Raw genomic sequence first — 23,317 nt, forward strand, 5'->3', positions numbered from 1 at the left:
TTTCCGCTGCGCTCCAAATTTGCCGCAGAGCGCGGCGTTATGTTTTTGGTGAATTGTAGATGAATTGGTATGAATTAGGTAATGGACCATTAAGAGCTCTCAAAGTTCTTTTGGACTCTCCTCTGAACTTTGATCCCGTCGAATACATTAATAGAACTCCGAATCGAGAAGGAAAAAAGACTAGTCAAAGCCTTTTAAACTTTGCTCATTTTTATAATGACATTCGCAAAGGACTATTTCCAAAAGTTAGTGGGATTTATCAACTTTTAACTAACAGTTCAAAGTTGAGTTTAGACAATACACATGGAATAGAGCTTCCATTTAGATATGAGTTAACTAATAACAGTCATTTAGCTAATAAAGCTTGTAAGTCATTGTTAATAAAAACTTGTGATTCAATAAATCTGCAGCTCGATAGGTTATTAGAATCTTTTGAAGTACAAAACTGCTCGGGAAAAAAGCATAACAATGATCTAGATGAATTTATCTCATTCTATCTATTGAGCGAAGTCTTATTTTTTGCCTTAGTAGGAATGGCCAATGTTGAATTTGGGAAAGATTACATTTCGGTTAAACCATCATCTAAAAATAGTGTTGCTCAACTACACCGTAAGTGGTTTGCAAATTATTGGGAAGAAATGAGTTCTATGGCAACTATTGCTTATTTAGACGCTCTTCCAAAGGGTTCTGATAATAATAGTAGCTTTAAAGAAGCTATTTTTCTTTTTGGGAAAGGCTTCAGAGATAAGATATTTACATTTCCAGCAAATGAATTGCCAAACAAGCTGAATCGCTTAGAAAGCATTAAGTGGGTGGATAAAATATGCACCCTTGTTGCGTTATGTATGTGGTGTAAAATTAAGAATGAAACGGATTATGCTTCATTCGACTTATTGAAAAAGATTGATATTCAACGTGATGACATCAAATATATAGAAGAGGTTATAGAGAAGCTCCCTCAGCCTGATCGAGTTTTTTCTATAAATTCGCAAGGTGTTGCTTTAAACACCGTAAGTATTACTAAACAGCTCAGGATCGTACTGAATGATATTGCCAATGCTATATCTGAGAATAAACTGAATCGATTGGTAGGGGATTTTTTTGAAAAAGAATATATTAGCAATTACTTTTTGCGCGAAGAACTCATAAATAAGTATAAAGTACATCAAGGTATAATGGCACATGACGTAAAGGATAAAAATTTAAAGCCTGATGTGGACATAATTATTGAAGATCTTCGAAGAAACGTATTTTATTTTGTTCAAGTTAAGTATTTGCGTATTGGCGGAAGTGCTTATATCTCAGGGGATCTAGACCATATAATTTCAGGGAAGCTGTCAAAAGGAGTAGGTCAACTTGTTGATGCTAAAAAATCTTTAGATTTGAATTCTTTGGAGGAAGTTTTAAAGAAAAGAGGCTTACAAAATTGTACCCCAGAAAATACTGTATTTTTACTAATTCATAATATATCCAATTTTGATTTTTGTATATGGCCATCAGGAATTGTGTCTTACGAGTGGAATAGTATTAGAAATTTATTTAAAGATGGTGAGATGACATTTGGCCATCGTAAATCTGAGCCAAATCTATGGAATCATTCACAACCATTACCTATAGATAAGCCAGACGAACTTATTGAATTTTATATGAAACAGAGCCCTGCGTCTCAACTAGGTGGAATTGGCTCATTGTTTAAAACTGACAACCTTGTTGTTTCTACACAGATTGGAAGTAAAGAGTTAATTTGTCATGGTATGGGTCTATAAAAATATAACAAGAAAATTAAATCGGACTAAAAACGCTTGGCTTAGTTCGCTGCGCTCACAAAGTATAGCCAAGCATTTTTAGCCGTTTATTTTAAGCGTTACCGAATAAATATTCTAACGTGTTTCTGTCCAAAAATGAGTTGGTTTGAACGTCTGATTATTTAATTGGTTGTATGATGCACTAGCCGAACGACTGAAAATGCACAAAAGGGACACGCGAGGGTCAATATCTGGAAAATAAGGAACTTTTTGTCATCTTTTACTTCAAACTCATGTCAACTTATACTTTCATAAAATCTAGGTACAGCCCGGAGCAAGGGCTCGTACTATATCAATTTATACTTCAAGCAAGCTCGCTGAGACAAGTACAGCCGGCTCTGTCCTCTAGCCAGCTGTTTCAATATCAATAGCCCATTATGTGACCAAATCAGTTAAAGCTCAGCGTGGGGGCCAAACACTTCGTAGTGTATACGATGAGCGCTCACCCCCAGGGCGATTAAGTGGGTTTTTACAAACTTCATAAAGGCCAGCGGACCACACACGTAAAAATCACCATTGTCGATGGGCAGTGTGATAGCGGAGAAGTTCATGAAGCCGTTAAATGTATTTACCGTGTCGCCTGGCTCGTGGTTATACCAGGTCGCATGTCGCCAGTGGTGATCAGCGCATAGCGTTGCGGTGCGCTGAGCGAACGAGTGTTGAGCACGGGTTTCGCAGGCATGGAGATAGGTTACAGGGAAGGGGTAATTACGTGCGGCTAGGGTTTCTAACATGGCTTGCATGGGCGTTACGCCTACGCCTGCAGAAATTAAAACCACAGGGGCTTGTCGGTCTTGCCAGAAAAAATCTCCCGTTGGTGCATGTAAGTCAACGATGTCGCCAACTTTAAGATGATCATGTAGGAAGTTCGACATGACTCCTGTATGTTCACCCACTTCACGCTTGACCGAGATGCGGTAACTTTTGCCATTTGCTGTGCTCGATAGCGAGTATTGGCGGATTTCGGTGTGGGCCGAAGTAGAGGGCTTAAGCTCGATAGCAAGGTATTGCCCGGGTTTGAAGTCCATCACTGCTTGCTGATCAACGGGCTCGAACGTAAAGCTGGTGACCAGCTGTGATTCTTTTACCTTGTGAGTCAAGCTAAAGGCGCGCTTGCCGCGCCAGCCACCGCTTGCTTGCTCGCGAGCTGTATATAGAGCCTGCTCACGCTGAGTAAACAGTTGCGCCAACACCGCATAGGCAGCGCGCCAAGCCTGCTCGACCTCACAGCTAAAGCGGTCACCTAGCAGCTCGCGCATGGTTTCAATTAAGTGATGGCCAACGATGTGGTAATCATCAGGCTGTATGTTAAAGCTCACATGCTTGTTAGCAATACGCTCCACGACATGCTTGAGTACAGCGACATTATCAAGGTTGTTAGCATAGGCCATTATAGCTTCAAATAGTGCCACTTTCTGGCGCCCTGAATGTTGATTACTTAAGTTAAATACGTCTTTTAATTCAGGGTTATGGGTAAACATTCGTTGATAAAAATGTTCGGTCACTGTCGGCCCTGCTGCACTTATTAAGGGCAGCGTTGATTTAACCGTATTGATGTGGTGTGAAGATAACATGCATACTCCGCAAGGTTATTGGCGCGGTGCACTGAGCACCGGCCAGTAGGTGAAAAAGAAAATCGTGAATGAAGCAACCCAAAGCGCGGCGCTCAAGGCCCAGCCTACAAATGCATGGCCAGTCAACGTCAGAGTAAAGCGCAGCAATGTAGCCCCAACCAAGCATATAAAAGCGGCTGTGATCTGGGGTTTAACGTTGAGTTTGCGCCCCGTGTGCCCTAACGAGACGCGACTTATCATCGCGAGGATCATCAAACCAATGGCTCCGAGGGTGATTAGGTGCAGGGCGTTGCTAAAGAGTAATGTGTCGATGTAGTAACTCAGACCTAGCGCAATAAGCCCGAACCCCATAAAGGCGTATGCGCTATGCAGCGACCACAGCAAAGGCATGGTGAAGGTACTTAAGCTAGACCACGGTTTCATACGAATAAGGTGCACGCTCCCTGTGACTATCAACAATATGGCTGGGGAAAAGGGCAATAATTCGAAGTGACTGGTGATAAACACAACCAGGCAAGTGACCGTGAGTGGCAGCTGTATTTTCTCTGCCCATATCATCGGTGTTTGGGCATCAATATTTGCACCGCGAGCCGTAAAAAACGGGATCACCCGGCCGCCAACGACCCCAATGAGAAGCGTAAACAGCAATACAGCTGAGCGGATAAGGTGCAACGCGATTAAATGCTCACCCATGAGCGCGAGCACCAAGGTGGCTGCGTTTAGTGTCGCCAGTACCATGAGCATGGGCACGAAAAGGTAGTTGCGTACATTGCCCGCGCTGAAAACGAGACGCGTAAAGGTGAACAATATGGCGGCCCACCATAAAAGCGACATAATTAACGCGGCGATAATAGTGGTGTGCGTGTTAGTAAATACCAGTATACGAGTACACACCCAAAGTAACAGTAAAGCTGCCACGGGGAGGCCCGTTATACTGGGCAACCCTGTCCATGTTTGCACCGCCGTCATTATGAAACCAACGGCGATGAGCGCTGCAAAACCAAAGATCATTTCATGACTGTGCCACAGCACGGCTGGCAATATTGGTTGCGGTAAAGTGATGAGCCCGGTCAGCATCGCTGCCCATAAGGCAATAGCTGTCGCCGCAAATAGCGCGCCAGTTAAGAAAAATGAGCGAAACGCTAATTGCCAAAACGGATGGTGAAAGCCATTTTGTTTATTGTCGGGCGTGTTGGGTTCTTGTATTTGCATTTAAAACACCCTGTAGCCCAAGCCATAAACGCCGACACAACGCACCACATACGCCAACTTAAAGATTGCCGCGAACATTATGGTGCCGATATGGGCAGTTATCTGCATGGAGATGGGTAAATATGAGTCGAAATAAAAGCTCATTAATAGGCTGCAAATCACGAGGCCAAGTGACAACACCATGCTCCAGTTAGCAGCAATAATGCATTTTTGAAAGCTTAACTGTGCCCCCTCGAGTGCATGATCAGCGGGAAGAACAAACTGCGAGTACATAGGCGCTCCTACAAATGAATCTATTGGAGCTATATCAAAACTAGTGCCATATTTTTAACTTGTTGATAAATATAAGGTATCTAATGAATTAGATTGTTATTGTGTCATTAAGACATGCTTGCTATGCGTGTCCTAATGACTACAATAGAGTTAAAATGATAACGGGCCACGTATATGAACCGCCTTACCGACAACCAACTTTTGGAATTATCCATCACCCTCGCGCAGAGCGTCGCCAGTCAACAGCGCTTTGATGAATTGCTCAGTGCCATTCGTAAAGTGATCACCTGCGATGCCATCATGTTACTGGCTCACAAAGGCGACTATTTACAGCCTCTGGCTCATCAAGGGCTGAGCCATGAAATACTTGGGCGTCGCTTTGTTATTGCTGAGCACCCTCGGTTTGTTGCAATTTGTCAGTCATTAACAGCTACGCGTTTCCCCGCAGAGTGTGAACTGGCTGATCCCTATGATGGCTTACTCACGGCCATGGAGGGCGACTTACCTGTGCATGCGTGTATGGGGATCCCGCTGTATTTCCAAAATCAGCTACTTGGTGTATTAACGTTGGATAGTCTATCTCCAGGGGTGTTTGATTCACTTTCAGAACGCTCATTGGCGTTAATTGCATCTATGGCCTCGGTGAGCTTACATACGGCACTGACTGTTGATTTGCTTGAGGCCAATGTCAGCCATTCACAAGAAGTATTGCGTGCTCTGAGCGAACCCAGTGCCTCAGGCTGTCCGGCGGAAATCATTGGCCAAAGCCCCTGTATTGATAAACTTAAAAATGAAATTTCCTTGGTGGCCCCATCCAATTACTCGGTACTTATTGAAGGCGAAAGCGGCACAGGTAAGGAGCTGGTGGCGCACAGTGTGCATCAGCAATCAAGTCGTGGTGATCAAGCGCTTATTTATGTCAATTGCGCGGCGCTGCCAGAGAACTTGGTAGAGAGCGAATTATTTGGTCATGTTAAAGGTGCGTTTACCGGGGCTGAGCGCAAGCGAGCGGGTAAGTTTGTCATTGCCAGCGGTGGCACCTTGTTTTTAGATGAGGTGGGGGAGTTACCCTTAGCTGCGCAAAGTAAGCTTTTACGGGCGTTACAAAGTAATGAGATTCAACCTGTTGGCCAAGATGAAGTGATAAAGGTGGATGTGCGTGTTATTGCCGCCACCAATCGTGATTTAAAAGCTGAGGTGAAAAGCGGGCGCTTTCGCAGCGACTTGTATCACCGCCTCAACGTATACCCATTAAAAGTGCCGCCTTTACGTGAGCGTATGGCAGACATCCCACTATTGGCTGGTTTCTTTATCGAGCGTGCAAGGCGAAAACTCGGTGTAAACCAGCTGAAAATTTCCCCAGCGCTTTTAGACAGACTCGCCCAGTATACTTGGCCGGGCAATGTTCGCGAGTTTGAGCACTTATTGAACCGCGCAGCATTAAAGGCCTGTGCCAAAGTACCAATACACAGCCGCCATGATAGCCTAGTGACTGTGACGCTCGGTGACTGCGATGAACTGCACGAGACAACGCAAAGGAAATCAGACTCGCTAAACACCGAGGAGAACACGCAAACGCCACTTCTATCAGATATAACGCCTGACTCCATGACGATAAAGGAACCGATTAATTTGCGCCAGGCTGTGGATGATTACCAACGCCAGATAGTCAAACGTGCCTTACAGGCTCATCAAGGCAACTGGAGCCAAACAGCCAAGCATTTAGGTGTTGACCGCGCTAACTTAATTCGTCTGGCTAAGCGTTTGCAAATACACGTTGAGAAAGTCGTGCTTTGAAAAAGGCGATGATTGACTTTGAGGTCATTAGCTAAAGAGCAGTCACTACTTAAATGCTCATTAAAGAAAATGCTGTTTCTAAGAGATTAGCTTAGTGTGACAGCATAATTAAGCAATAAAGTAGACGTTGCGCCCATGACTAAACTCGTTTTGTGATATCGCTTTTCAAAATGTTTAACGCTATCTTTATTAAGCGTCTTGTTTGTTGTGAGAGTGTAAATGACCGAACAAAGTAAAGTTCTCGTGATTGATGATGAGCCCATTAATACCCTTCAGCTGGAGCATGCGTTGGCGGGGGTAGGTGAGGTTCAATCATGTAATGAGAGCAGCGGAGCAATGGCGCTTATTGCCGATTTTAAGCCAGATATTTTGTTGCTTGATTTAGAAATGCCTACTATCAGCGGTTTTGACTTACTGGCTCAAATTCAATACCAGCCCTCACTTAGTGCGCTGCGCATTATAGTTATCACTGCACACAACGACCCGGAAATCGAAGAGCGCGCACTCGCGCTGGGTGCCATCGACTTTATCTCCAAGCCTTTGAATCTTACGTTGTGCCGTATGCGAGTAGAGAACCATGCCAAAGTGCGTGCACAAGAGCGAGCATTGGAAAAGACACAAAGGCTACTGGCGGCAGAAAAAGAGCATCTGCGCATTACCCTAGACTCTATTGCGGATGGCGTAATTTCGACCGATGAGCATGCCTGTATCACCTATCTGAACCCGGTCGCACAACGTTTGACTGGTTGGTCGCAAACCGCTGCTAAGGGACGACATATTGAAGAGGTGATGAAGCTAAGGGATGCCTCAACGAAAGACGCGTCTATTAACCCTTTGACCGTGGCATTAAAAGAAAATAGGCCTGTGGCCATGGCAATAAATACTCAACTGGTCAGTAAACAAGGGCTGGAGTATCGCGTGGAGGACAGTGCTGCGCCAATCCTTGACGAGCAACGTCAACAGCGTGGTGCCGTGATGGTGTTTCAGGACGTGAGTGAAACCCTCGCTATGTCAGTGCAAATGACCTACCTCGCTCATCATGATCAGCTCACCGCACTGCCTAATCGAGTACTGTTGCATGACCGGCTTACACAAGGTATTGCCAGAGCTTCGGCCGGCAACCGTAAAGTGAGCTTAATGCTGCTTGATTTAGACAACTTTAAATATATAAACGACGCCATGGGCCATCACATCGGCGATGAAATTATCGCGCATGTTGGCCACAGTCTTGACCGCTTTGCCTGTAGTGATATTACTGTTGCTCGTGTCGGCGGCGATGAGTTTGCGTTGGTGGTGCCGCAAGAGAAAAGCTCGTTCGGGTTGGAGGGGTTAATTAGCCAGTTGCTAGATGTCATCGCTAAGCCTTTTCGGTTGGGGGGCGAGCAACACAACTTGAGTGCCAGTGTGGGTATCAGCGTCTATCCAGACGATGCCTCCAGTGTAGAAGAAATGCTTCGTCATGCCGACTCAGCTATGTACAAGGCGAAACATGTGGGGGCAAATAGTTACTGTTATTTCAGCGATGATTTACAACACGAAATGAACCAACGCTTAGTTGTCGGCCACACGCTTCGTGAAGCACTGGAGCAAAACGCTTTAGAAGTTCACTATCAGCCTAAATTTGACTTAAATACCAATCACATTATCGGAGTAGAGGGGTTAGTCCGATTAAGAGGCGCAGATGGCAAGTTAATATCGCCAGCCCAGTTTATTGAATATGCTGAAGAGTCAGGGTTGATTTATCGTCTTGGTGAACAGGTTTTAGAGCAATGCTGTCGTGACGCCAAAACATGGCTCGATGCTGGGCATGCGCAGAAAGTGGCGGTTAATATATCGGCAAAGCAGTTTTCTGACTCTGCGCTGGTCGATACCGTTGCCGCTATACTTGAGAAAACTCAGCTGCCGAGTCGATATTTAGAGCTCGAGGTTACTGAATCTGCCCTTATAGACAGTTACGAGCAAACGGTCACTCAACTACAATCTATTGCCGATATGGGTGTGAGCATTGCTCTTGATGACTTTGGTACCGGCTACTCAAGCCTTTCTTATCTCAGGCTTTTCCCCCTGAATGTATTGAAAATAGACCAATCTTTTGTGCGAGATATGCTGGCAGAGCCCCAAGCGTTAGATATTGTGACGGCTATCATAGACCTAGCAAATTCGCTAGGCTTGGAAATTGTCGCAGAGGGCATTGAAACCGAACCGCAAGCCAAAAAGCTCCGTTCTTTGGGGTGCGGCATTGGCCAAGGGTATTTACTGGCTAAACCTATGGTATCTGTGTCATTGTCACAATTATTAGAGCAACAAGCAGCAGGAACGCTATGCACCTAGATATAAAACCGCTTTCCCAGTGTAAAGTGCTGGTGGTCGACGATGATGATATTGCACGGCTAACCTTAGAGGCAATGTTAGAAGAGTACTTTGATGTCACCACATTGAGTGATAGCTCCCAAGTTTTAGCGCACTGCGCTGCTGAGGTACCCGATTTAATTCTACTCGACGTCAATATGCCCCATATTAGTGGCTTAGAGGTTTGTAAAGAACTAAAACAAAGCGCTTTGCTTGAACAAGTGCCCGTGGTCTTTGTGACTGGCACCTATGACACCCAATCGCAAAATGCATGCTGGGAGGCGGGAGCCAGTGATTTTATCGGAAAACCCGTTGCGGCCTCAACGCTAATTCACCGAACGCAAAATCACCTTGAAAATAAACTGAGACTGGAAGCTCTCATTAAGCTCACTTATAAAGACTCTTTGACAGGACTGTACAATCGCCACTACTTAGATGAGGAAGTCGTGAACTCATTGCGTCAATCTATACGTGAGTGTAAACCTTTTAGTGTACTGATGGTCGATATTGACCACTTTAAGCAATACAACGACCACTATGGTCACCCTCAAGGCGATGAATGCCTTAAGCAAGTTGCGCAGGTGTTGCAACAGAGCTTGCGTAGACCCCATGATGTGGCGGTACGCTTTGGCGGTGAGGAGTTCCTAGTGATCATGCCCTATACGGATGCAAGTGGTTGCGAATTTATTTGCAAGCAAATAATGAATAATTTAAGCGCAGCTAATCTTAAACACGACTATTCGCCGTTTTCGCGGGTGACCGTTAGTATTGGTGCTACAACCAGTAATCAGAGCGCTGAAGTGGCCCTTGAAACACTGATAGCGGATGCAGATCAAGCCCTTTATGATGCTAAACGAGCGGGTCGAAACCGGTATCAGTGTCTCGATTAAGTACTGCCAAGAGGGAAGAAAAATTTTTCTAATTTAAGGGCTTAGTCTACACTTTGTAGCAAACTTAACGACTGGATTCCGGTTAATGAGCTACTCTCCCACACGTCGGCAATTTTTACGTACCCTAGGTGAGGGAGCGGCGGTATCAACGCTTGCTCTCAAAGCGCCCTATGTCTTCGCAAAGAAAAAAGCCACCCTCAGGGTCATGGGCACACATGTGACCTTACAAGAAGAGCTACGCCAACGAGCGATGCGCGAGTTGGGTATTCACTTGGTTTTTTCCCCTATGGGCAGTGCGGCACTGTTACAAAAAGCAGCGGCAGATCCAAGCTCATTTGATGTATACGAGCAGTGGTCGGACTCTATTAATATTTTATGGCAAGCAGGCGCGATACAACCCATTGACGTTGATAGGTTAACTTACTGGGATGAAATTAATAACCTAACAAAAACGGGGCAACTGACCGAAAGCGCACGAGTGGGGGCAGGGGATGCGCCCAATAAAATCTTGTATGTGCAGGACGATGGCCAGTTAGGCACGCATGCAACAGACAAAGTTAGCTTTATGCCTTACGTGCACAATGTTGACTCCTTCGGCTATAACACTCAGCACATTGCTAAAGGCCGGGCTTATGAAACTGAGTCTTGGTCATGGCTTTTGGATGAGCAAAACAAAGGTAAAGTGGCGCTTGTGAATGCACCAACCATCGGTATTTTCGATGCTGCTTTGGCAGTACAGGGTCAGGGGCTCATGACATTTAAAGACATGGGTAATATGTCCATTGCTGAAATTGATAAGCTGTTCAGTATTTTGCTTGCTAAAAAGCGCCAAGGTCATTTCTCTGGCTTTTGGACCTCCGTACCCCAGTCGGTCGATTTTATGAAAACGAACCGAGTGCATATACAAAGCATGTTTTCACCGGGAGTGAGTGCTTGTCGAGGGCAGGGGATCCCTGTGGTCTATGCAGCGCCTAAGGAAGGCTACCGGGCATGGCATGGGGTCATGTGTTTATCAGCACACACCACTGGAGCTGTCAAAGACGCAGCGTATGAATATATGAATTGGTGGTTATCAGGTTACCCAGGGGCCTTTATTGCACGCCAAGGCTACTATATTTCTAACCCCCAGCGTAGTCAGCCATTGATGTCCAAAGCAGAGTGGCAATATTGGTATGAGGGTCATGAAGCCAGTATGGATTTGCGTGGCACTGATGGCAAGGTATCGGTCCGGGCTGGGCAAATACGTAACGGTGGCAGTTACACAAAACGTTTTTCTAATGTTGCGGTGTGGAATACGGTGATGCCAAATTACGACTATAGTCTTGATAAATGGTATGAATTACTAAATGCGTAAGGATAGTTGGTGATTGAATTCATATCTCGCTCCGTTGCCGCAAAAATTACTTTAGCATTGACGCTGGTGGTGGTTACATTGGTTGCCAGTTACCTTGTAATGGACCGCAGGCTGCAGAGTATAGAACGCTCTGTTGATGATATTACCGAAATTAGCAATCACGCTATCGGTATTTTGCGTATTAATAAAGACATTGTTGAAATGCAGCGCGATATTTCGGTATATGGGGCCTCTGGGAGTATCACCGTATTTGAAAAAATAGAGCAAAACTACCGCAGTATTCAGCAGCGCCTTGATACCCTCAATGACACCAGTGTGGCGCCTAGCGAGCAAACCTATATTGATGCAATGAACGATTTGGTCGAGCGCTATGGTAACAACCTCAAGGTGTTGACTAAACGCTACACCATCCGCAGTTCACTGATTGATGAGGATTTACCAAAAATTTATCAAGGTGCCATTGACCGTCTAGAGGGCCTTAAAGAATTAGCCACTAATACCGACGAGCGTCTAGCGCTCACCGAGACAATTAACTCTTGGCACCGTTTGCACTATAACGCTCGACTATTTTTAACAAAAAAAGATTATGCTAAGCGCCAAGAAGTCAGACAAATTATTAAGACGATTTTAGCTTTCGAGCCAAGCCTCAGTGCGCAGTTAGTGGACAAGTATCCAGAGTTAGTAGGCTCAATCGTGCCATTGGTAAAAGCGTATCAGAGCGCATTTAATAAAAGTGTGCAGGCCAACCGTAATTATTTCACCTTAGTTAATGTAGTGATGGCAGGAGATGCCATTGAATTTAGCGCCCTAGCGGATACATTAAGAGAGCAATCACTTGAAAGACTGCAGCAAATCAAGCATACGGCAGAGTCCAGTGTTTCGAATACGACTCAGATCCTTAATTTCTTGGGGATGTCGGCTGCACTTTATATTGTCGTTCTGGCGCTGTTTTTCCACTTTCATATTGCCAAAGCGGTGCGCAGACTGACCAATAGTTTTCGTTGTTTTTTACAAGGAGATTTATCTGCACCGATTACTGACACTGAACGCAAAGATGAAATTGGCGTCTTAGCTGGCGCTGCTAACCGTTTTCGCGAACTCAGTAAAGACTTAATTGTTGCTAAGCAGGCCGCTGAGCGTACGAGCAAGGTGAAGTCAGAGTTTTTAGCCAATATGAGCCATGAAATTCGCACGCCTATGAATGGTATTCTCGGTATGGCAAGGCAGCTTAGTAACACGGCATTAAGCCCAGAACAAAAACGCATGTTGGGTATGATTCGCTCTTCTGGCACGAGTTTGCTGGTAATTATTAACGATATCCTCGATTTAAGTAAAATTGAGGCTGGGAAAATTGAATTAGAATATCAGCCTGTCGAGCTTACTTCCCTTCTTGAGGAACTCCGTCACCTTTTTGCTGAGCAAACTGAGGCCAAAGGTGTTCAGTTATTTATTAGCGCAACACAGAGCGACAATGAGCTTATTTTTGACGCAGACGAGACCCGATTAAAGCAAGTACTCATGAATTTGTTGGGCAATGCCGTGAAATTCACCGAAAAAGGCAGTGTGGCTTTGAACGTGACCATAAGCCAGCAAAAAGGCGATGATCTAACATTGCTATTTAGTATCTCAGATACAGGTATTGGCATAGCACCAGAGCATATCTCTTCGCTTTTTGAAGCCTTTTCTCAAGCTGATACATCCATTACTCGGCGCTTTGGCGGTACGGGCCTGGGACTCACCATTACCAGCAAACTATTGGCGCTAATGGGAAGCGCTTTAAAGGTGGAAAGTGAGCTTGGCCAAGGTACGCATTTTTACTTTGAGCTCAGCACTCAAGTGAGTGCGCACAAGCAACAGACCGAGGTAAGCTTGCAAGAACAGAATATCCACGAGCAAGACCTCTCAACACTGAGCGTGCTGGTTGCCGAGGATAATGAAATTAATCAAGTGGTGACAGAGGCGCTACTTAATGAATTCGGGATATCGGCTATCAGTATGGCAAGCGATGGGGAGCAGGCGATTGCCATGTGTGAGGCTGGATCTTATGACATTATCTTTATGGACATGCAAATGCCAGTACTTGATGGCCCGCAGGCGACGCGAGTAATTAAAGCGTTGCCCAATTACGGTTCGGTCCCAGTGGTTGCGCTAACGGCCAATGTGCTATCGGCAGACCGACAACGTTGCTTTGATGCGGGGATGGATGATTTTCTTACTAAACCTATTGAGTATGAACAATTGGCTGCGGTCTTGCGCAAGTGGTGCACTGACAGTGAACCGCTCTGTGATATAAATAATTAGCAGGGAAGTAAACATGAGCAAAGCGAAGCACAGCAGTTCAAGAAAACTAAAGTCCAGTGCCTTTATATGGGCAGCGACCTTATTATTTGTACTAATTACCACTGCCACAGTGTTCATATTTGAAGGGAATGTAAAACAAAATACATTAAAGCAGATACGTGTAGACCTGGAGGAAACTGCGGAGCGACTCAAAGAAGTGGTAACCAAATCCGTTGCTAACTATAAGGCCGACCTGCGTTTTTTACATTCTACGCCGCCAATAGCCGGGTTGCCTCGAGCACATTTTAACAACGGCGTTGATGCTTATGATGGCACCACGTACACGCAATGGAAAGAACGTCTCGAAACCATTTTTATCGGTTTTATGGAGAACAACCTTGCTGTAGAGCAGCTGCGGGTCATCGCAATAAATGCCGAAGGCAATGAGTTGGTGCGTGTGCAGCGTCGTGGCGCTGCAGTGGAAGCCGTGCCGGACTATTCTTTACAGAATAAAGCGGGTGAAGGATATTTCTTACCCAGCTCCCAGCTGGGGTTAAACCAAATTTACATGTCGCCGTTATCGTTAAATCGTGAATTTGGTGATATATCCTTCCCTTATAAACCTATGTTGCGTTTTGCAATACCTATTTACAGTGAGCAAGGCAAGCGGTTCGCGTTTTTGATTATGAATGTCAATGCCAACCAGCTTATCTCACAACTAGTAGAAACCACGTTTGATTATTCACATCTAGTGATCACCAGCTCTGAGGGGGATGTTATTTACCACCCCATTGAGCAGTATCAATTCACACGTGATTTAGCTCCAGATATAACCTGGTCGTCGCTATATAGCAGGCCTATTGAGTATGAAAATACATACTTTGCAGAGCAACGCTTTTCAGAGCAACAGGGCGTGTATATCTATTCTGAAAAAGTACAAACTCGGCCTAACAATAAGTATGGGTTTGTTAACTTTAATGTACTCACTCCTGAAACCTATATTAACGGGATTATAAATGAGAAGCGGCTTTTAACTTATTCATTTTTAACCGTGGTTGTGCTGCTCTCTTCAGTTTTAATTGTTACTTTTCATCGCAGTGCCATTCGCAGTCAACTGCTTGCGGATGCGCGTCGTGAGTCCTCAGCGATTGTGGAGGGCTCGATTGATGCCATAGTCGGTATTGATTTAAAGGGGCAAATAACGAGTATAAATCATGCTGCTGAGCAGTTGTTGTTTGTTACTAGCCAAGCTGGAGTTGGTAAACATTACGAGCAGCTATCGCTGTTACAAACACTACCAGTGAAAAAGTACATTACTGATTTGCAAACATCGGAAACACAGATAAAAGATCAGTGTGAAGTGGCTATTGACGAGCGTGCTTTATGTTTGGCCGTTTCTGTTAGCCCCGTCGTATCTGAATCTCAAGATTTAATAGGTATCGCGCTCATTATTCGCGATATCAGTAAAGAAAAAGCGGCAGAGCTGAAAGTCAAACGCCTAAATTCTGAATTAGAGGCCAAGGTCCGACAGCGTACCCGGGCTCTCGCGCAAGCTAAAGATGAAGCCCTAAAGAATAGTGATATCAAAAGCGCATTTATTTCTAATATCAGTCACGAACTACGTACCCCTCTTAACGGTGTGATTGGCACGCTCAACATTTTAAAGCGCGAGCCACTGCCCGAGAAGGCTAAGAAATTAACCGATATGATGGAGCTAAGCGCGTCTAACTTAAGGCTGCTGATAAACGATATTTTAGATTTATCAAAAATAGAAGCCGGAAAGCTCGATTTAAATGCCAAACCTTTTGACCCCGTGTCGCTACTGGAAAGCTTGGTTGAGTCCTGTGCTGCTCGTGCCTATGACAAGGGGTTGGAAGTGTTTATTGATACCCAGCAGCTGTGCTGCACGCAGGTAGTGGCCGATCCTCTTCGCTTTACGCAAATAGTGAATAACCTTATCAGTAACGCCATTAAATTCACGGAACAAGGGTATATTCGTGTCATTGCTACAGGTGATGTCATTGATGGCCAATCATATCGTTTACAGGTTAGTGTGGAAGATAGTGGTATAGGGATTAATGAGCAGGCACAATCGCAGTTATTCAAGGCATTCAGCCAAGCCGATGGCAACATTGCCGCACGCTATGGGGGAACGGGCCTTGGGTTATCTATTTGCAAGCAATTATGCCAATTAATGGCTGGTGATATTAGTGTGACCAGCCAAGAAGGTGAAGGCAGCACGTTTAGCTTTTATATCTCCTTGCCCCTGGAAAGTGTGAGGATGACTCAGAAAATAACTCATTTCGACCAAAAACGCAGTGCTGTGATAAGTCCGAATAAATACACGCAAACGCATATATGTCACTTGATTGAAGGTGAAGGAGGGCTTGTTGACAATGATATAGAACAAGCACTAGGTGGTGCAGAGTACGACTTTATCTTTATTGATGGTGTGGCTTACAGTGCTGAGGAGCTAAGTAAGTTGGTCACCAAGTGGCAGCAAGATTGCCCGCAAGCTCAACTTGTATTGCTACAGCAGCCGGGTACGGGATCGCCAAAAAGCCTCAGTGTTGATGTTGTTACAATCAGTAAGCCTTTGACTCACAGTGACTTGTTAAGGCTCATAGGCGCAAAAGAGGTCGTACCGTTAATATCGGGGCACAATGACGCTAATGAGCGCGCTGAAGATATCTCTGAGGAGTTAATGCAGCGCATTAGTGGTTGTCGAGTGTTGATAGTTGATGATAATGAAATTAATGTTGAAGTGGCGTGCGGCGTATTAAATACTTTGCCAGTAGAGCTTGAAAAAGCGTATAACGGCAAACAAGCCATTGATATGTTGCAAAACAGTGCTCGCGAGGGCAAAGCCATTAACTGTGTGTTGATGGATTGTCAGATGCCTGTTCTCGACGGTTACCAAACTAGCGAGCAAATTCGTGCGGGTGTCGCCGGTTCTGAGTTTACCGATATTCCCATCATTGCGATGACGGCAAATGCCATGATGGGTGAGCGAGAGAAGTGCTTAACAGCGGGCATGAGCGATTATATTAGTAAGCCTATCAACCCTGATGAGGCATTGGAAAAAGTTCTGCACTGGGGGTTATCAAATTATGACAATCATTCTCAGCCCCAGGCAGGTGAGCAACTTAGCCATACGCAAGACTCTGAACAGCCTCTCTGGGATAGAGACGCGGCGCTCTCTCGGCTATTAAATAAAGAGGTGTTGCTAAATAAAATATGCCGACTGTTTATCAAAACCGCACCTCAAAAACTGGCTCAACTGCACCAAAGCCTGAACGATGAAAATCATGAACAGGTGCGTCAAGTGGCGCATTCTCTAAAAGGCTTATGTGGCGAAATTAGTGCAACAAGATTACATCAATTACTTGCTGAGGTGGAGCACTTGGCTGGCAGTGGAACTTTAGAGATGCAAGACCAAGTGCAAGAAATTGACACTAACCTACCTGAACTTATTGCAGATATTGAGCATTATTTAGAAGTGTCTGACTAGATATTGCTGTTAAGGGCTTAAGCCCATACAGCGGCAAATGCACCAGCTATAAATAGAAGGCCGCAATGGCCTGCATATAGTTCGGTGCTAGTATCTCTTTTTTAGGTGTTTTGCGCTGTTTCTAGCTCTTTAATCTTTTTATAGATTTCATCGGCCTCGTAGGTTAGTTGTGAATAACCGCGAATGTTGCCGTTGCGCTGGGCATGCATGGCTTGTTCGAGTTTCTGCGCGTGTTGGCGTTCAAGTTTTTTGCTGGGATTCGATTTAAACCATGAGAACATCGGCTGACTCCTTTTTTATTGTTCAGATTTGTACGGGGCCTAAACCCAAAGAGTTTAAAAATCATCTATATTTTTCATCAACGGCAATATTTTTCACACCATTAAGGAGCACGAATGCCCGGAAGTTATCCAGATAAAATACGTGAACTGGCGCTCTATGATGGCCGTTTTGATGCCTACCAATTAAAAGCACAGGGCTGCGACGTGTTATTTGCTTCATACCCCGCAGGTACCACCATTGCAGCGCACACCCATGACACAGACAACCATGGGGTGATCATAAAAGGAGAATTAATACTGACGATGAATGGTAAAACGCAGCGCGTTGGTGCAGGGCAGTGGTATTGCGTACCGGCTCATGTTGAGCATGAGGCGCACTTTGAAGTGCAGACCGATGAGATTGAGTTTTGGTTTAACGCAGAAAAAGAAAAATAAATTCACCCCTTTTTGTTTCCCCCGGCGTTTTGTTGCTAAGCCCGTTTAAATGGGTGTGTTTTCAAAAGGGGATTACTATGCAACAAACGCAAACTTTCCATAATCAGCTCTTCGCTCCCAGCGCAAAAATATTGGCGTGTGTATTTCTTGGTAGCGCGGTGACCTTCGCTATTTTCTTATTTATGGTGTCTTTACTCGATGGCCCTGCCAGGGTGCCTGATGCACCGAAGGAGTATCCCATCGTCGAGATCCTCCAGCCCAAAGAGCCAACCAAGGTCATTGAGAAAGCGAAACCGGTGCCGCCCAAAGTACCACCGCGACCGCAGCAGCGTCCACAAGTAGCGGCTGAGCCTGCCTTTGAGGGCCCGGGGACAATAGCGGTTACTCCTGATGTACCCGCACCCTCGACTCAACTTGATGCCTTTCCAAGTGCGGCACAAGGCGCGGCAAGACCTTTGGTAAGAGTACCACCTCAATATCCACCGCAGGCGGCGCGCGAGGGTATCGAAGGGTTTGTGGTATTAAGATATGATATCTCCGCAACGGGGGCGGTAATGAATGCCGAGGTTATCGACAGCGAACCGAAACGTATTTTCGACCGTCATGCCTTAAAAGCACTGCGTAAGTGGAAGTTTAACCCCATGATTGATAACGGTGGTGCGCAAGTACAGCGCAATCAACAAGTAAGGTTAGACTTTAATTTGCAGCAATAAAGGGAGAGCGGCAACTGCGGTTGCCGCACCAAGAAGTCGTTATGATAAAAGCCGCAGCGGCTTGGTTTTTAAAGCCAAAGTTACAACAAAGTGAGCCGTTGAGCGATGAGCAGTTAGTGCACCAAGCACTCAAGGGGGATGCTCAGAGTAAAGCGGCGAAACATGCGTTAGTATCGCGCTTGAGCGACGATTTACTTTACTTTTTGCAAGCGCAACTAGGCAGTGTGATTGACGATACGCACACCCGTCGGCAGCTGGCATTAGATATGCTGCAGGAAATATGGCTAATGTGGCTCTCGCATCCGCAGCGCTATCAAGACCAAGGTCACGGCAGTTTTAAAGCGTGGCTGTTTCGTGTTGCTCGAAATCGCGTAATCGATTATGCCCGGCGGGTCAAAGTGACGCTAGATATCGACACGGATGAAATAGCTATCACCTTGAATATAGACCATCAGCAGGTTGATAGACTTATTGCTGATGCCGAACTAGCCCAGTTATCAGCGGCCATGCAGCAGCTGCCCTTTCATCAAAAAGAGGCGCTGATGCTCCAACTCGAGGGGTTCAGCTTGGGTGAGATCGCGACCATTACTCACACCGCCAAAGAGAGTGTCAAAACCCGTTTACGCTATGCCAGAGAAAAGCTGGCGATAGTACTGCAAGCAGGAGCAAAGAATGACTAAGTTACGTGACGAGCGTTTACACCAAGCGCATCAGCGGCAAAAGCGAGAGCAGCGAATAACTGATACTGAAAAGAAGCAGTTGCACCACACCTTGTTTAAATCAAGGCACATCAAGCAAGCATGGTGGATGCGAACACAGTGGCTCATGGCTTGTGTCGCTGTGTTTGTGCTCGGCGCGATAAGTTGGCAGCAGTATCATGGGCCTGCACCGAGTACTTACACCTTGGCTTCTTATCAGCGTATTGAAATCTATGATTTGCAAGGCAGTGAGCAGCGCGTGCGTGTGAGTGCGGTTGTGCCAAGGGAAATTCGCAATATCGAAGATGCTGAGCGTCAATTAAGCGCGCAGTTACAGCGCCAACAACTTGCTTATGGTGCGTATGGTGCGGCAATTGAAGGTGAATACCAGCGTATAGCGCGTGTTGTGCGCCTTGATGAAGATTGGCTACTTGCTGATTGCCAAGAGCAAGTACTGCTTGCGTTGAGTGCCCCGTTATTGGCGCGTTTAAATACGCCGGCGAGGATGCCTGAAAAGGATATGCTTATGCAGTTAGAGTTTAATACTCAAGGCCAACTCGTTGCCGTGCGTGGCGCACCGAGTCAATCATGTGGGTAGCGAGCGAGGCAAGCAGCGATGCTACTTGCCGACATTTTTATAGCGGGGTGTAGGGAACATATTTGGCCAATTCAACCTGGAATTGTTCTACACCATCTTTGCCCTTGTACATACGCACCATCATGTAATTCATTTTTGGTGCAAACCAAGCGATTGCTTGGCGCTTATCGTTATCGTAAAGGCGCTTTACCTTAACTGTTTCTACATTGCCAATAGGCAAGGTGATGGTTTCAGTGCCGACAACCTCAAAAGCATATTCGCGACTATTACCTTTTTTATCCACTATGGGGTAGGCAAATCGCTCTTGTCCTTCGGCTAATGCTTTGCGCAGGGCTATTTGGTAAGACAGTACATCTTGATAATCTGCTTTCCAAGGGCAATCGAGCGCGTATTTAGACTCGTTACTGAATACTTGTTGATTGCTGTGATCGAAACTGATCTTGTACTCTTTATCAGGGCCTGTACCGGTGCGCTCCATGGTGTAGTAAATAGGCGTTACTTCGCCATCGGTAAACTGAAAGCGACTGGTTTCTTCACGTTCGTCGGAAAAAATCATCCACTCTATATCGCTGCGGTAACTCAGTTGGTAGTGGCTATCGTCAATACGCGTGAGTGCGCGCCTGGCTTTACCGTGGCGTTCACCTTGGCGAGTGACATGGTACTCCGCGCTGTATTCAGTAAGGGCAGAGGTTGCATCGCTGGCTTGAGATTGCGGCTGTGCATGAGCGGCGAAAGAGCCGCAGCCTAACGCTGCGACCAATAAAATATTAGCTGTCCAAGTACGCGTTAAGGTCGGCACCTTGGCTAGGAAGGGTGTTGTTATCGAGCACTGCATAGTTATCTTCCATCGTCAGTCGTTGTTCGCTGAACCACTTTACTACCAACGGATAGATTATATGTTCTTGTGCATGGACTTTTTGTGCCAGCGTTTGTGCTGTGTCACCATTTTCAATGGGCACTTGGGCTTGGACAATCACAGGTCCGCCATCGAGCTCCTCGGTAACAAAGTGAACGCTAACGCCATGCACTTTATCGTTTGCATCTAGTGCGCGCTGGTGGGTGTTCAGCCCTTGATACTTAGGCAACAATGAAGGATGAATGTTCAACATTTTTCCTTTAAATTTTTGCACTAAGCTAGGGGTTAGAATACGCATAAATCCAGCTAATACAACACAGTCTGGTGAAAAACTATCAATAAGCTCACCCAGAGCCACATCGTATTCATCGCGAGAGGCAAAAGCTTTATGGTCTAGTACTTCAGCGCGGATCCCGCTATTGCGAGCGCGCTCTAGGCCATAGGCGTCGGCTTTGTTGCTGATCACCGCGCATACTTCAGCGGGAATATTTCCCGCTGCACAGGCGTCAATAATCGCTTGCAAGTTTGAGCCGCTGCCCGAAATCAATACTACGAGTCGGGCATGGGTCATTACTTACTTCCACCTAGAATTTCTACTTGCTCTTCATCGGCGCCGGCATCTTGAATTTCACCGATGTGCCATGCGTCTTCACCTGCGTCTTTCAGGATGCTTAAGCTTTGCTCTAGTTTATCGGCTGGCACGGCAATAACCATACCGACACCACAGTTGAAGGTGCGATACATTTCGTGTGTTTCGATATTGCCGTTTTCTTGTAGCCAGTTAAATACCGCAGGCCACTGCCAGCTATCGCCTTTAATCACGGCTTTAGCTGATTGTGGTAATACACGTGGAATATTTTCCCAGAAGCCGCCACCTGTGATGTGTGAAAGCGCATGCACATCAACTTGTTTAAGTAGCTCCAGTACCGGCTTAACATAGATACGGGTAGGTTCCAGTAGATGCTCGGCAAGAGGTTTGCCCGCAAATTCGCTGCTGGTATCTGCGCCCGACACTTCAAGTACCTTGCGGATCAGTGAATAGCCATTGGAATGAGGACCACTTGAGGCTAACGCAATGAGTTGATCGCCAGCTGCAACTTTGGTGCCATCGATAATGCCTTGTTTTTCCACCACACCAACGCAAAAGCCAGCCATGTCGTAGTCATCACCTTCGTACATCCCTGGCATTTCTGCAGTTTCACCACCTATAAGGGCACAACCTGAAAGCTCACAGCCTGCGCCAATACCGGTGACCACATCGGCGGCGGTATCAACATCTAACTTTCCAGTGGCGTAGTAATCTAGGAAAAATAATGGTTCCGCACCTTGGACAATCAAGTCGTTGACACACATTGCCACAAGGTCAATCCCTACCGTATCGTGCTTTTTTAGGTCGATAGCGAGGCGTAGCTTAGTGCCAACGCCATCAGTACCAGCAACAAGAACAGGCTCTTTGTAGCCAGTGGGGAGCTGGCAGAGCGCGCCAAAGCCACCAATTCCGCCCATCACTTCAGGGCGTTTAGTCTTTTTAACAACGCCTTTAATGCGCTCAACGAGGGCGTTACCAGCGTCAATATCGACGCCAGCGTCTTTGTAGCTAAGAGACTGTTTTTGTTCGCTCACAGGTTTTCCTCAAATAAATTTAGGGGTTGCTTAGAAACGCCGGGCATTTTACAGCAAATGCCCCTTGGAGGCTAGAAAAAGGAGGACGAATGTCCTTGTTAGGCTGTAGCAACCAGCACGGCGCGAAGTGGCGCTGGATACCCTTCGATGGTTTTGTTTACATCATTTGGGTCAAGGAAGTCGGCCAGCGACTCATTTTCCATCCACGATGTACGCCGTTGCTCTGCCAATGACGTCTGATCGGTGTCAACAACGCGGATATCTTTAAAGCCGACGCGTCGCAACCACAGCTGCAATGCGTCGGTGCTTGGGATGTACCACACGTTGCGCATCTTTGCGTAGCGGTCTTCCGGCATCAGTACCGTGTGAATATCGCCTTCCACGACCAAGGTCTCTAACACCAGTTCACCTCCCGGGCGCAATTGCGCTCGTAGCTGTGCTAAGAAATCGATAGGGGAGCGCCGATGATAAAGCACCCCCATGGAAAATACCGTATCGAAGGCTTTTAATGCTGGCAGTTGTTCAACGCCCAGAGGCAGCAAATGCACGGCAGGGTCTGGGTGATACTGTTTAATGGCTTGGAATTGACACAAAAACAAGTCACTGGGGTCGATGCCCACCACCAGTTCGGCGCCTTCACCACGCATACGCCACAGGTGGTAGCCTGAGCCGCAGCCAATATCTAGGACCTTACGATGTGATAAACCGCTGATATGGGGTAACACGCGATCCCATTTCCAGTCGCTGCGCCATTCGGTGTCAATGTCGATACCAAACAGTGAAAACGGGCCTTTACGCCACGGCATAAAGCGCTTTAGTAAATGTGTTAACTGTTTGCGCTCGCCGTCGCTAATGTCTTCGGCTTGGCCTATTGCGACCTGCGTACGAACATCAATGTTTGATGGCGTTAACTCAGGCAGATTGTTCAGTACTTTTTGCCATTTTGGCATATCGCCATGACGAGCTTGGTCCTGCCAATGTTGTAACTGCCCAGGTAAGGTATTTAGCCAGTGGCTCAAATCGGTGCAGGCAATATATTGATAAAACTGATTAAACCATTGATTCATA

General features: G+C 46.1%; 19 protein-coding genes. 11 read left to right on the forward strand and 8 right to left on the reverse strand.

Annotated elements, in window-relative coordinates; translation table 11 throughout:
* The first annotated feature begins 59 nt into the window (after positions 1-59).
* Positions 60-1,766, forward strand: a complete 1,707-nt coding sequence (locus MHM89_RS00780; protein ID WP_239407839.1) for a hypothetical protein — start codon at positions 60-62, stop codon at positions 1,764-1,766.
* A gap of 431 nt (positions 1,767-2,197) precedes the next feature.
* Here the strand turns inward: MHM89_RS00780 and hmpA are convergent, their stop codons facing one another.
* The 3 genes from hmpA to MHM89_RS00795 are packed head-to-tail and all read right to left on the reverse strand — an operon-like array spanning position 2,198 to position 4,864.
* Positions 2,198-3,379: an NO-inducible flavohemoprotein gene (gene hmpA, locus MHM89_RS00785; RefSeq protein ID WP_239407840.1), complete on the reverse strand. Its 1,182-nt coding sequence runs from the start codon at positions 3,377-3,379 to the stop codon at positions 2,198-2,200.
* A 15-nt stretch (positions 3,380-3,394) separates the two neighbouring features.
* Positions 3,395-4,591, reverse strand: coding sequence for an NnrS family protein (locus MHM89_RS00790; RefSeq protein ID WP_239407841.1), 1,197 nt, complete (start codon positions 4,589-4,591; stop codon positions 3,395-3,397).
* Complete coding sequence (locus MHM89_RS00795) at positions 4,592-4,864, reverse strand: hypothetical protein (protein WP_239407842.1); 273 nt, start codon at positions 4,862-4,864, stop codon at positions 4,592-4,594.
* Positions 4,865-5,038: 174 nt separating this feature from the next.
* Between MHM89_RS00795 and norR the strand changes: the two genes are divergently transcribed.
* The 6 genes from norR (at position 5,039) to MHM89_RS00825 (ending at position 17,045) form a co-directional block, all read left to right on the forward strand.
* On the forward strand, positions 5,039-6,661 hold the full coding sequence (norR, locus tag MHM89_RS00800; RefSeq protein ID WP_239407843.1) for a nitric oxide reductase transcriptional regulator NorR: 1,623 nt from the start codon (positions 5,039-5,041) through the stop codon (positions 6,659-6,661).
* A 219-nt stretch (positions 6,662-6,880) separates the two neighbouring features.
* Positions 6,881-8,992 carry an EAL domain-containing protein gene (locus tag MHM89_RS00805; RefSeq protein ID WP_239407844.1) on the forward strand — a complete coding sequence of 704 codons (2,112 nt, stop codon included), beginning with the start codon at positions 6,881-6,883 and terminating at the stop codon, positions 8,990-8,992.
* A complete protein-coding gene (locus MHM89_RS00810) occupies positions 8,983-9,900 on the forward strand; it encodes a diguanylate cyclase (protein WP_239407845.1) in 918 nt (305 codons plus the stop codon). Before MHM89_RS00805 ends, MHM89_RS00810 begins: the two co-directional genes overlap by 10 nt.
* An 85-nt stretch (positions 9,901-9,985) precedes the next feature.
* Positions 9,986-11,254, forward strand: coding sequence for an extracellular solute-binding protein (locus MHM89_RS00815; RefSeq protein WP_239407846.1), 1,269 nt, complete (start codon positions 9,986-9,988; stop codon positions 11,252-11,254).
* Between the two features lie 9 nt (positions 11,255-11,263).
* Complete coding sequence (locus tag MHM89_RS18880; RefSeq protein ID WP_239407847.1) at positions 11,264-13,555, forward strand: ATP-binding protein; 2,292 nt, start codon at positions 11,264-11,266, stop codon at positions 13,553-13,555.
* A 13-nt stretch (positions 13,556-13,568) separates the two neighbouring features.
* Positions 13,569-17,045, forward strand: coding sequence for an ATP-binding protein (locus MHM89_RS00825; protein WP_239407848.1), 3,477 nt, complete (start codon positions 13,569-13,571; stop codon positions 17,043-17,045).
* Positions 17,046-17,146: 101 nt separating this feature from the next.
* Here MHM89_RS00825 and MHM89_RS00830 read toward each other — a convergent pair whose 3' ends face one another.
* Positions 17,147-17,326: a DUF6435 family protein gene (locus tag MHM89_RS00830; RefSeq protein WP_045978446.1), complete on the reverse strand. Its 180-nt coding sequence runs from the start codon at positions 17,324-17,326 to the stop codon at positions 17,147-17,149.
* Between the two features lie 114 nt (positions 17,327-17,440).
* Here MHM89_RS00830 and MHM89_RS00835 point away from each other — a divergent pair, with 114 nt between their 5' ends.
* The 4 genes from MHM89_RS00835 to MHM89_RS00850 all read left to right on the forward strand — a co-directional run bounded on the left by MHM89_RS00835 (position 17,441) and on the right by MHM89_RS00850 (position 19,770).
* Positions 17,441-17,761: a cupin domain-containing protein gene (locus MHM89_RS00835; RefSeq protein WP_022945154.1), complete on the forward strand. Its 321-nt coding sequence runs from the start codon at positions 17,441-17,443 to the stop codon at positions 17,759-17,761.
* A 77-nt stretch (positions 17,762-17,838) separates the two neighbouring features.
* Entirely contained in the window at positions 17,839-18,474 is a 636-nt protein-coding gene (locus MHM89_RS00840) for an energy transducer TonB (protein ID WP_239407849.1), read from the forward strand.
* Positions 18,475-18,515: 41 nt separating this feature from the next.
* A complete protein-coding gene (locus MHM89_RS00845) occupies positions 18,516-19,154 on the forward strand; it encodes a sigma-70 family RNA polymerase sigma factor (RefSeq protein ID WP_239407850.1) in 639 nt (212 codons plus the stop codon).
* Positions 19,147-19,770 (forward strand): hypothetical protein, encoded by a 624-nt coding sequence (locus MHM89_RS00850; protein ID WP_239407851.1) that lies wholly within the window; start codon positions 19,147-19,149, stop codon positions 19,768-19,770. Before MHM89_RS00845 ends, MHM89_RS00850 begins: the two co-directional genes overlap by 8 nt.
* A gap of 37 nt (positions 19,771-19,807) precedes the next feature.
* Here the strand turns inward: MHM89_RS00850 and MHM89_RS00855 are convergent, their stop codons facing one another.
* The 4 genes from MHM89_RS00855 to cmoB form a co-directional block, all read right to left on the reverse strand.
* Complete coding sequence (locus MHM89_RS00855) at positions 19,808-20,605, reverse strand: DUF3108 domain-containing protein (RefSeq protein ID WP_239407852.1); 798 nt, start codon at positions 20,603-20,605, stop codon at positions 19,808-19,810.
* Positions 20,538-21,197, reverse strand: coding sequence for a phosphoribosylglycinamide formyltransferase (gene purN / locus MHM89_RS00860; RefSeq protein WP_239407853.1), 660 nt, complete (start codon positions 21,195-21,197; stop codon positions 20,538-20,540). The genes MHM89_RS00855 and purN overlap by 68 nt, the downstream gene beginning before the upstream one ends.
* On the reverse strand, positions 21,197-22,249 hold the full coding sequence (purM, locus tag MHM89_RS00865) for a phosphoribosylformylglycinamidine cyclo-ligase (protein WP_022945148.1): 1,053 nt from the start codon (positions 22,247-22,249) through the stop codon (positions 21,197-21,199). The genes purN and purM overlap by 1 nt, the downstream gene beginning before the upstream one ends.
* Before the next feature lie 98 nt (positions 22,250-22,347).
* The gene (cmoB, locus tag MHM89_RS00870; protein WP_239407854.1) at positions 22,348-23,316 is read right to left on the reverse strand and encodes a tRNA 5-methoxyuridine(34)/uridine 5-oxyacetic acid(34) synthase CmoB; all 969 of its coding nucleotides are present in this window, start codon (positions 23,314-23,316) and stop codon (positions 22,348-22,350) included.
* Position 23,317 lies beyond the last annotated feature (1 nt).

This window comes from Pseudoalteromonas sp. CNC9-20 (genome assembly GCF_022347875.1).
Classification (GTDB): domain Bacteria; phylum Pseudomonadota; class Gammaproteobacteria; order Enterobacterales; family Alteromonadaceae; genus Pseudoalteromonas; species Pseudoalteromonas ruthenica.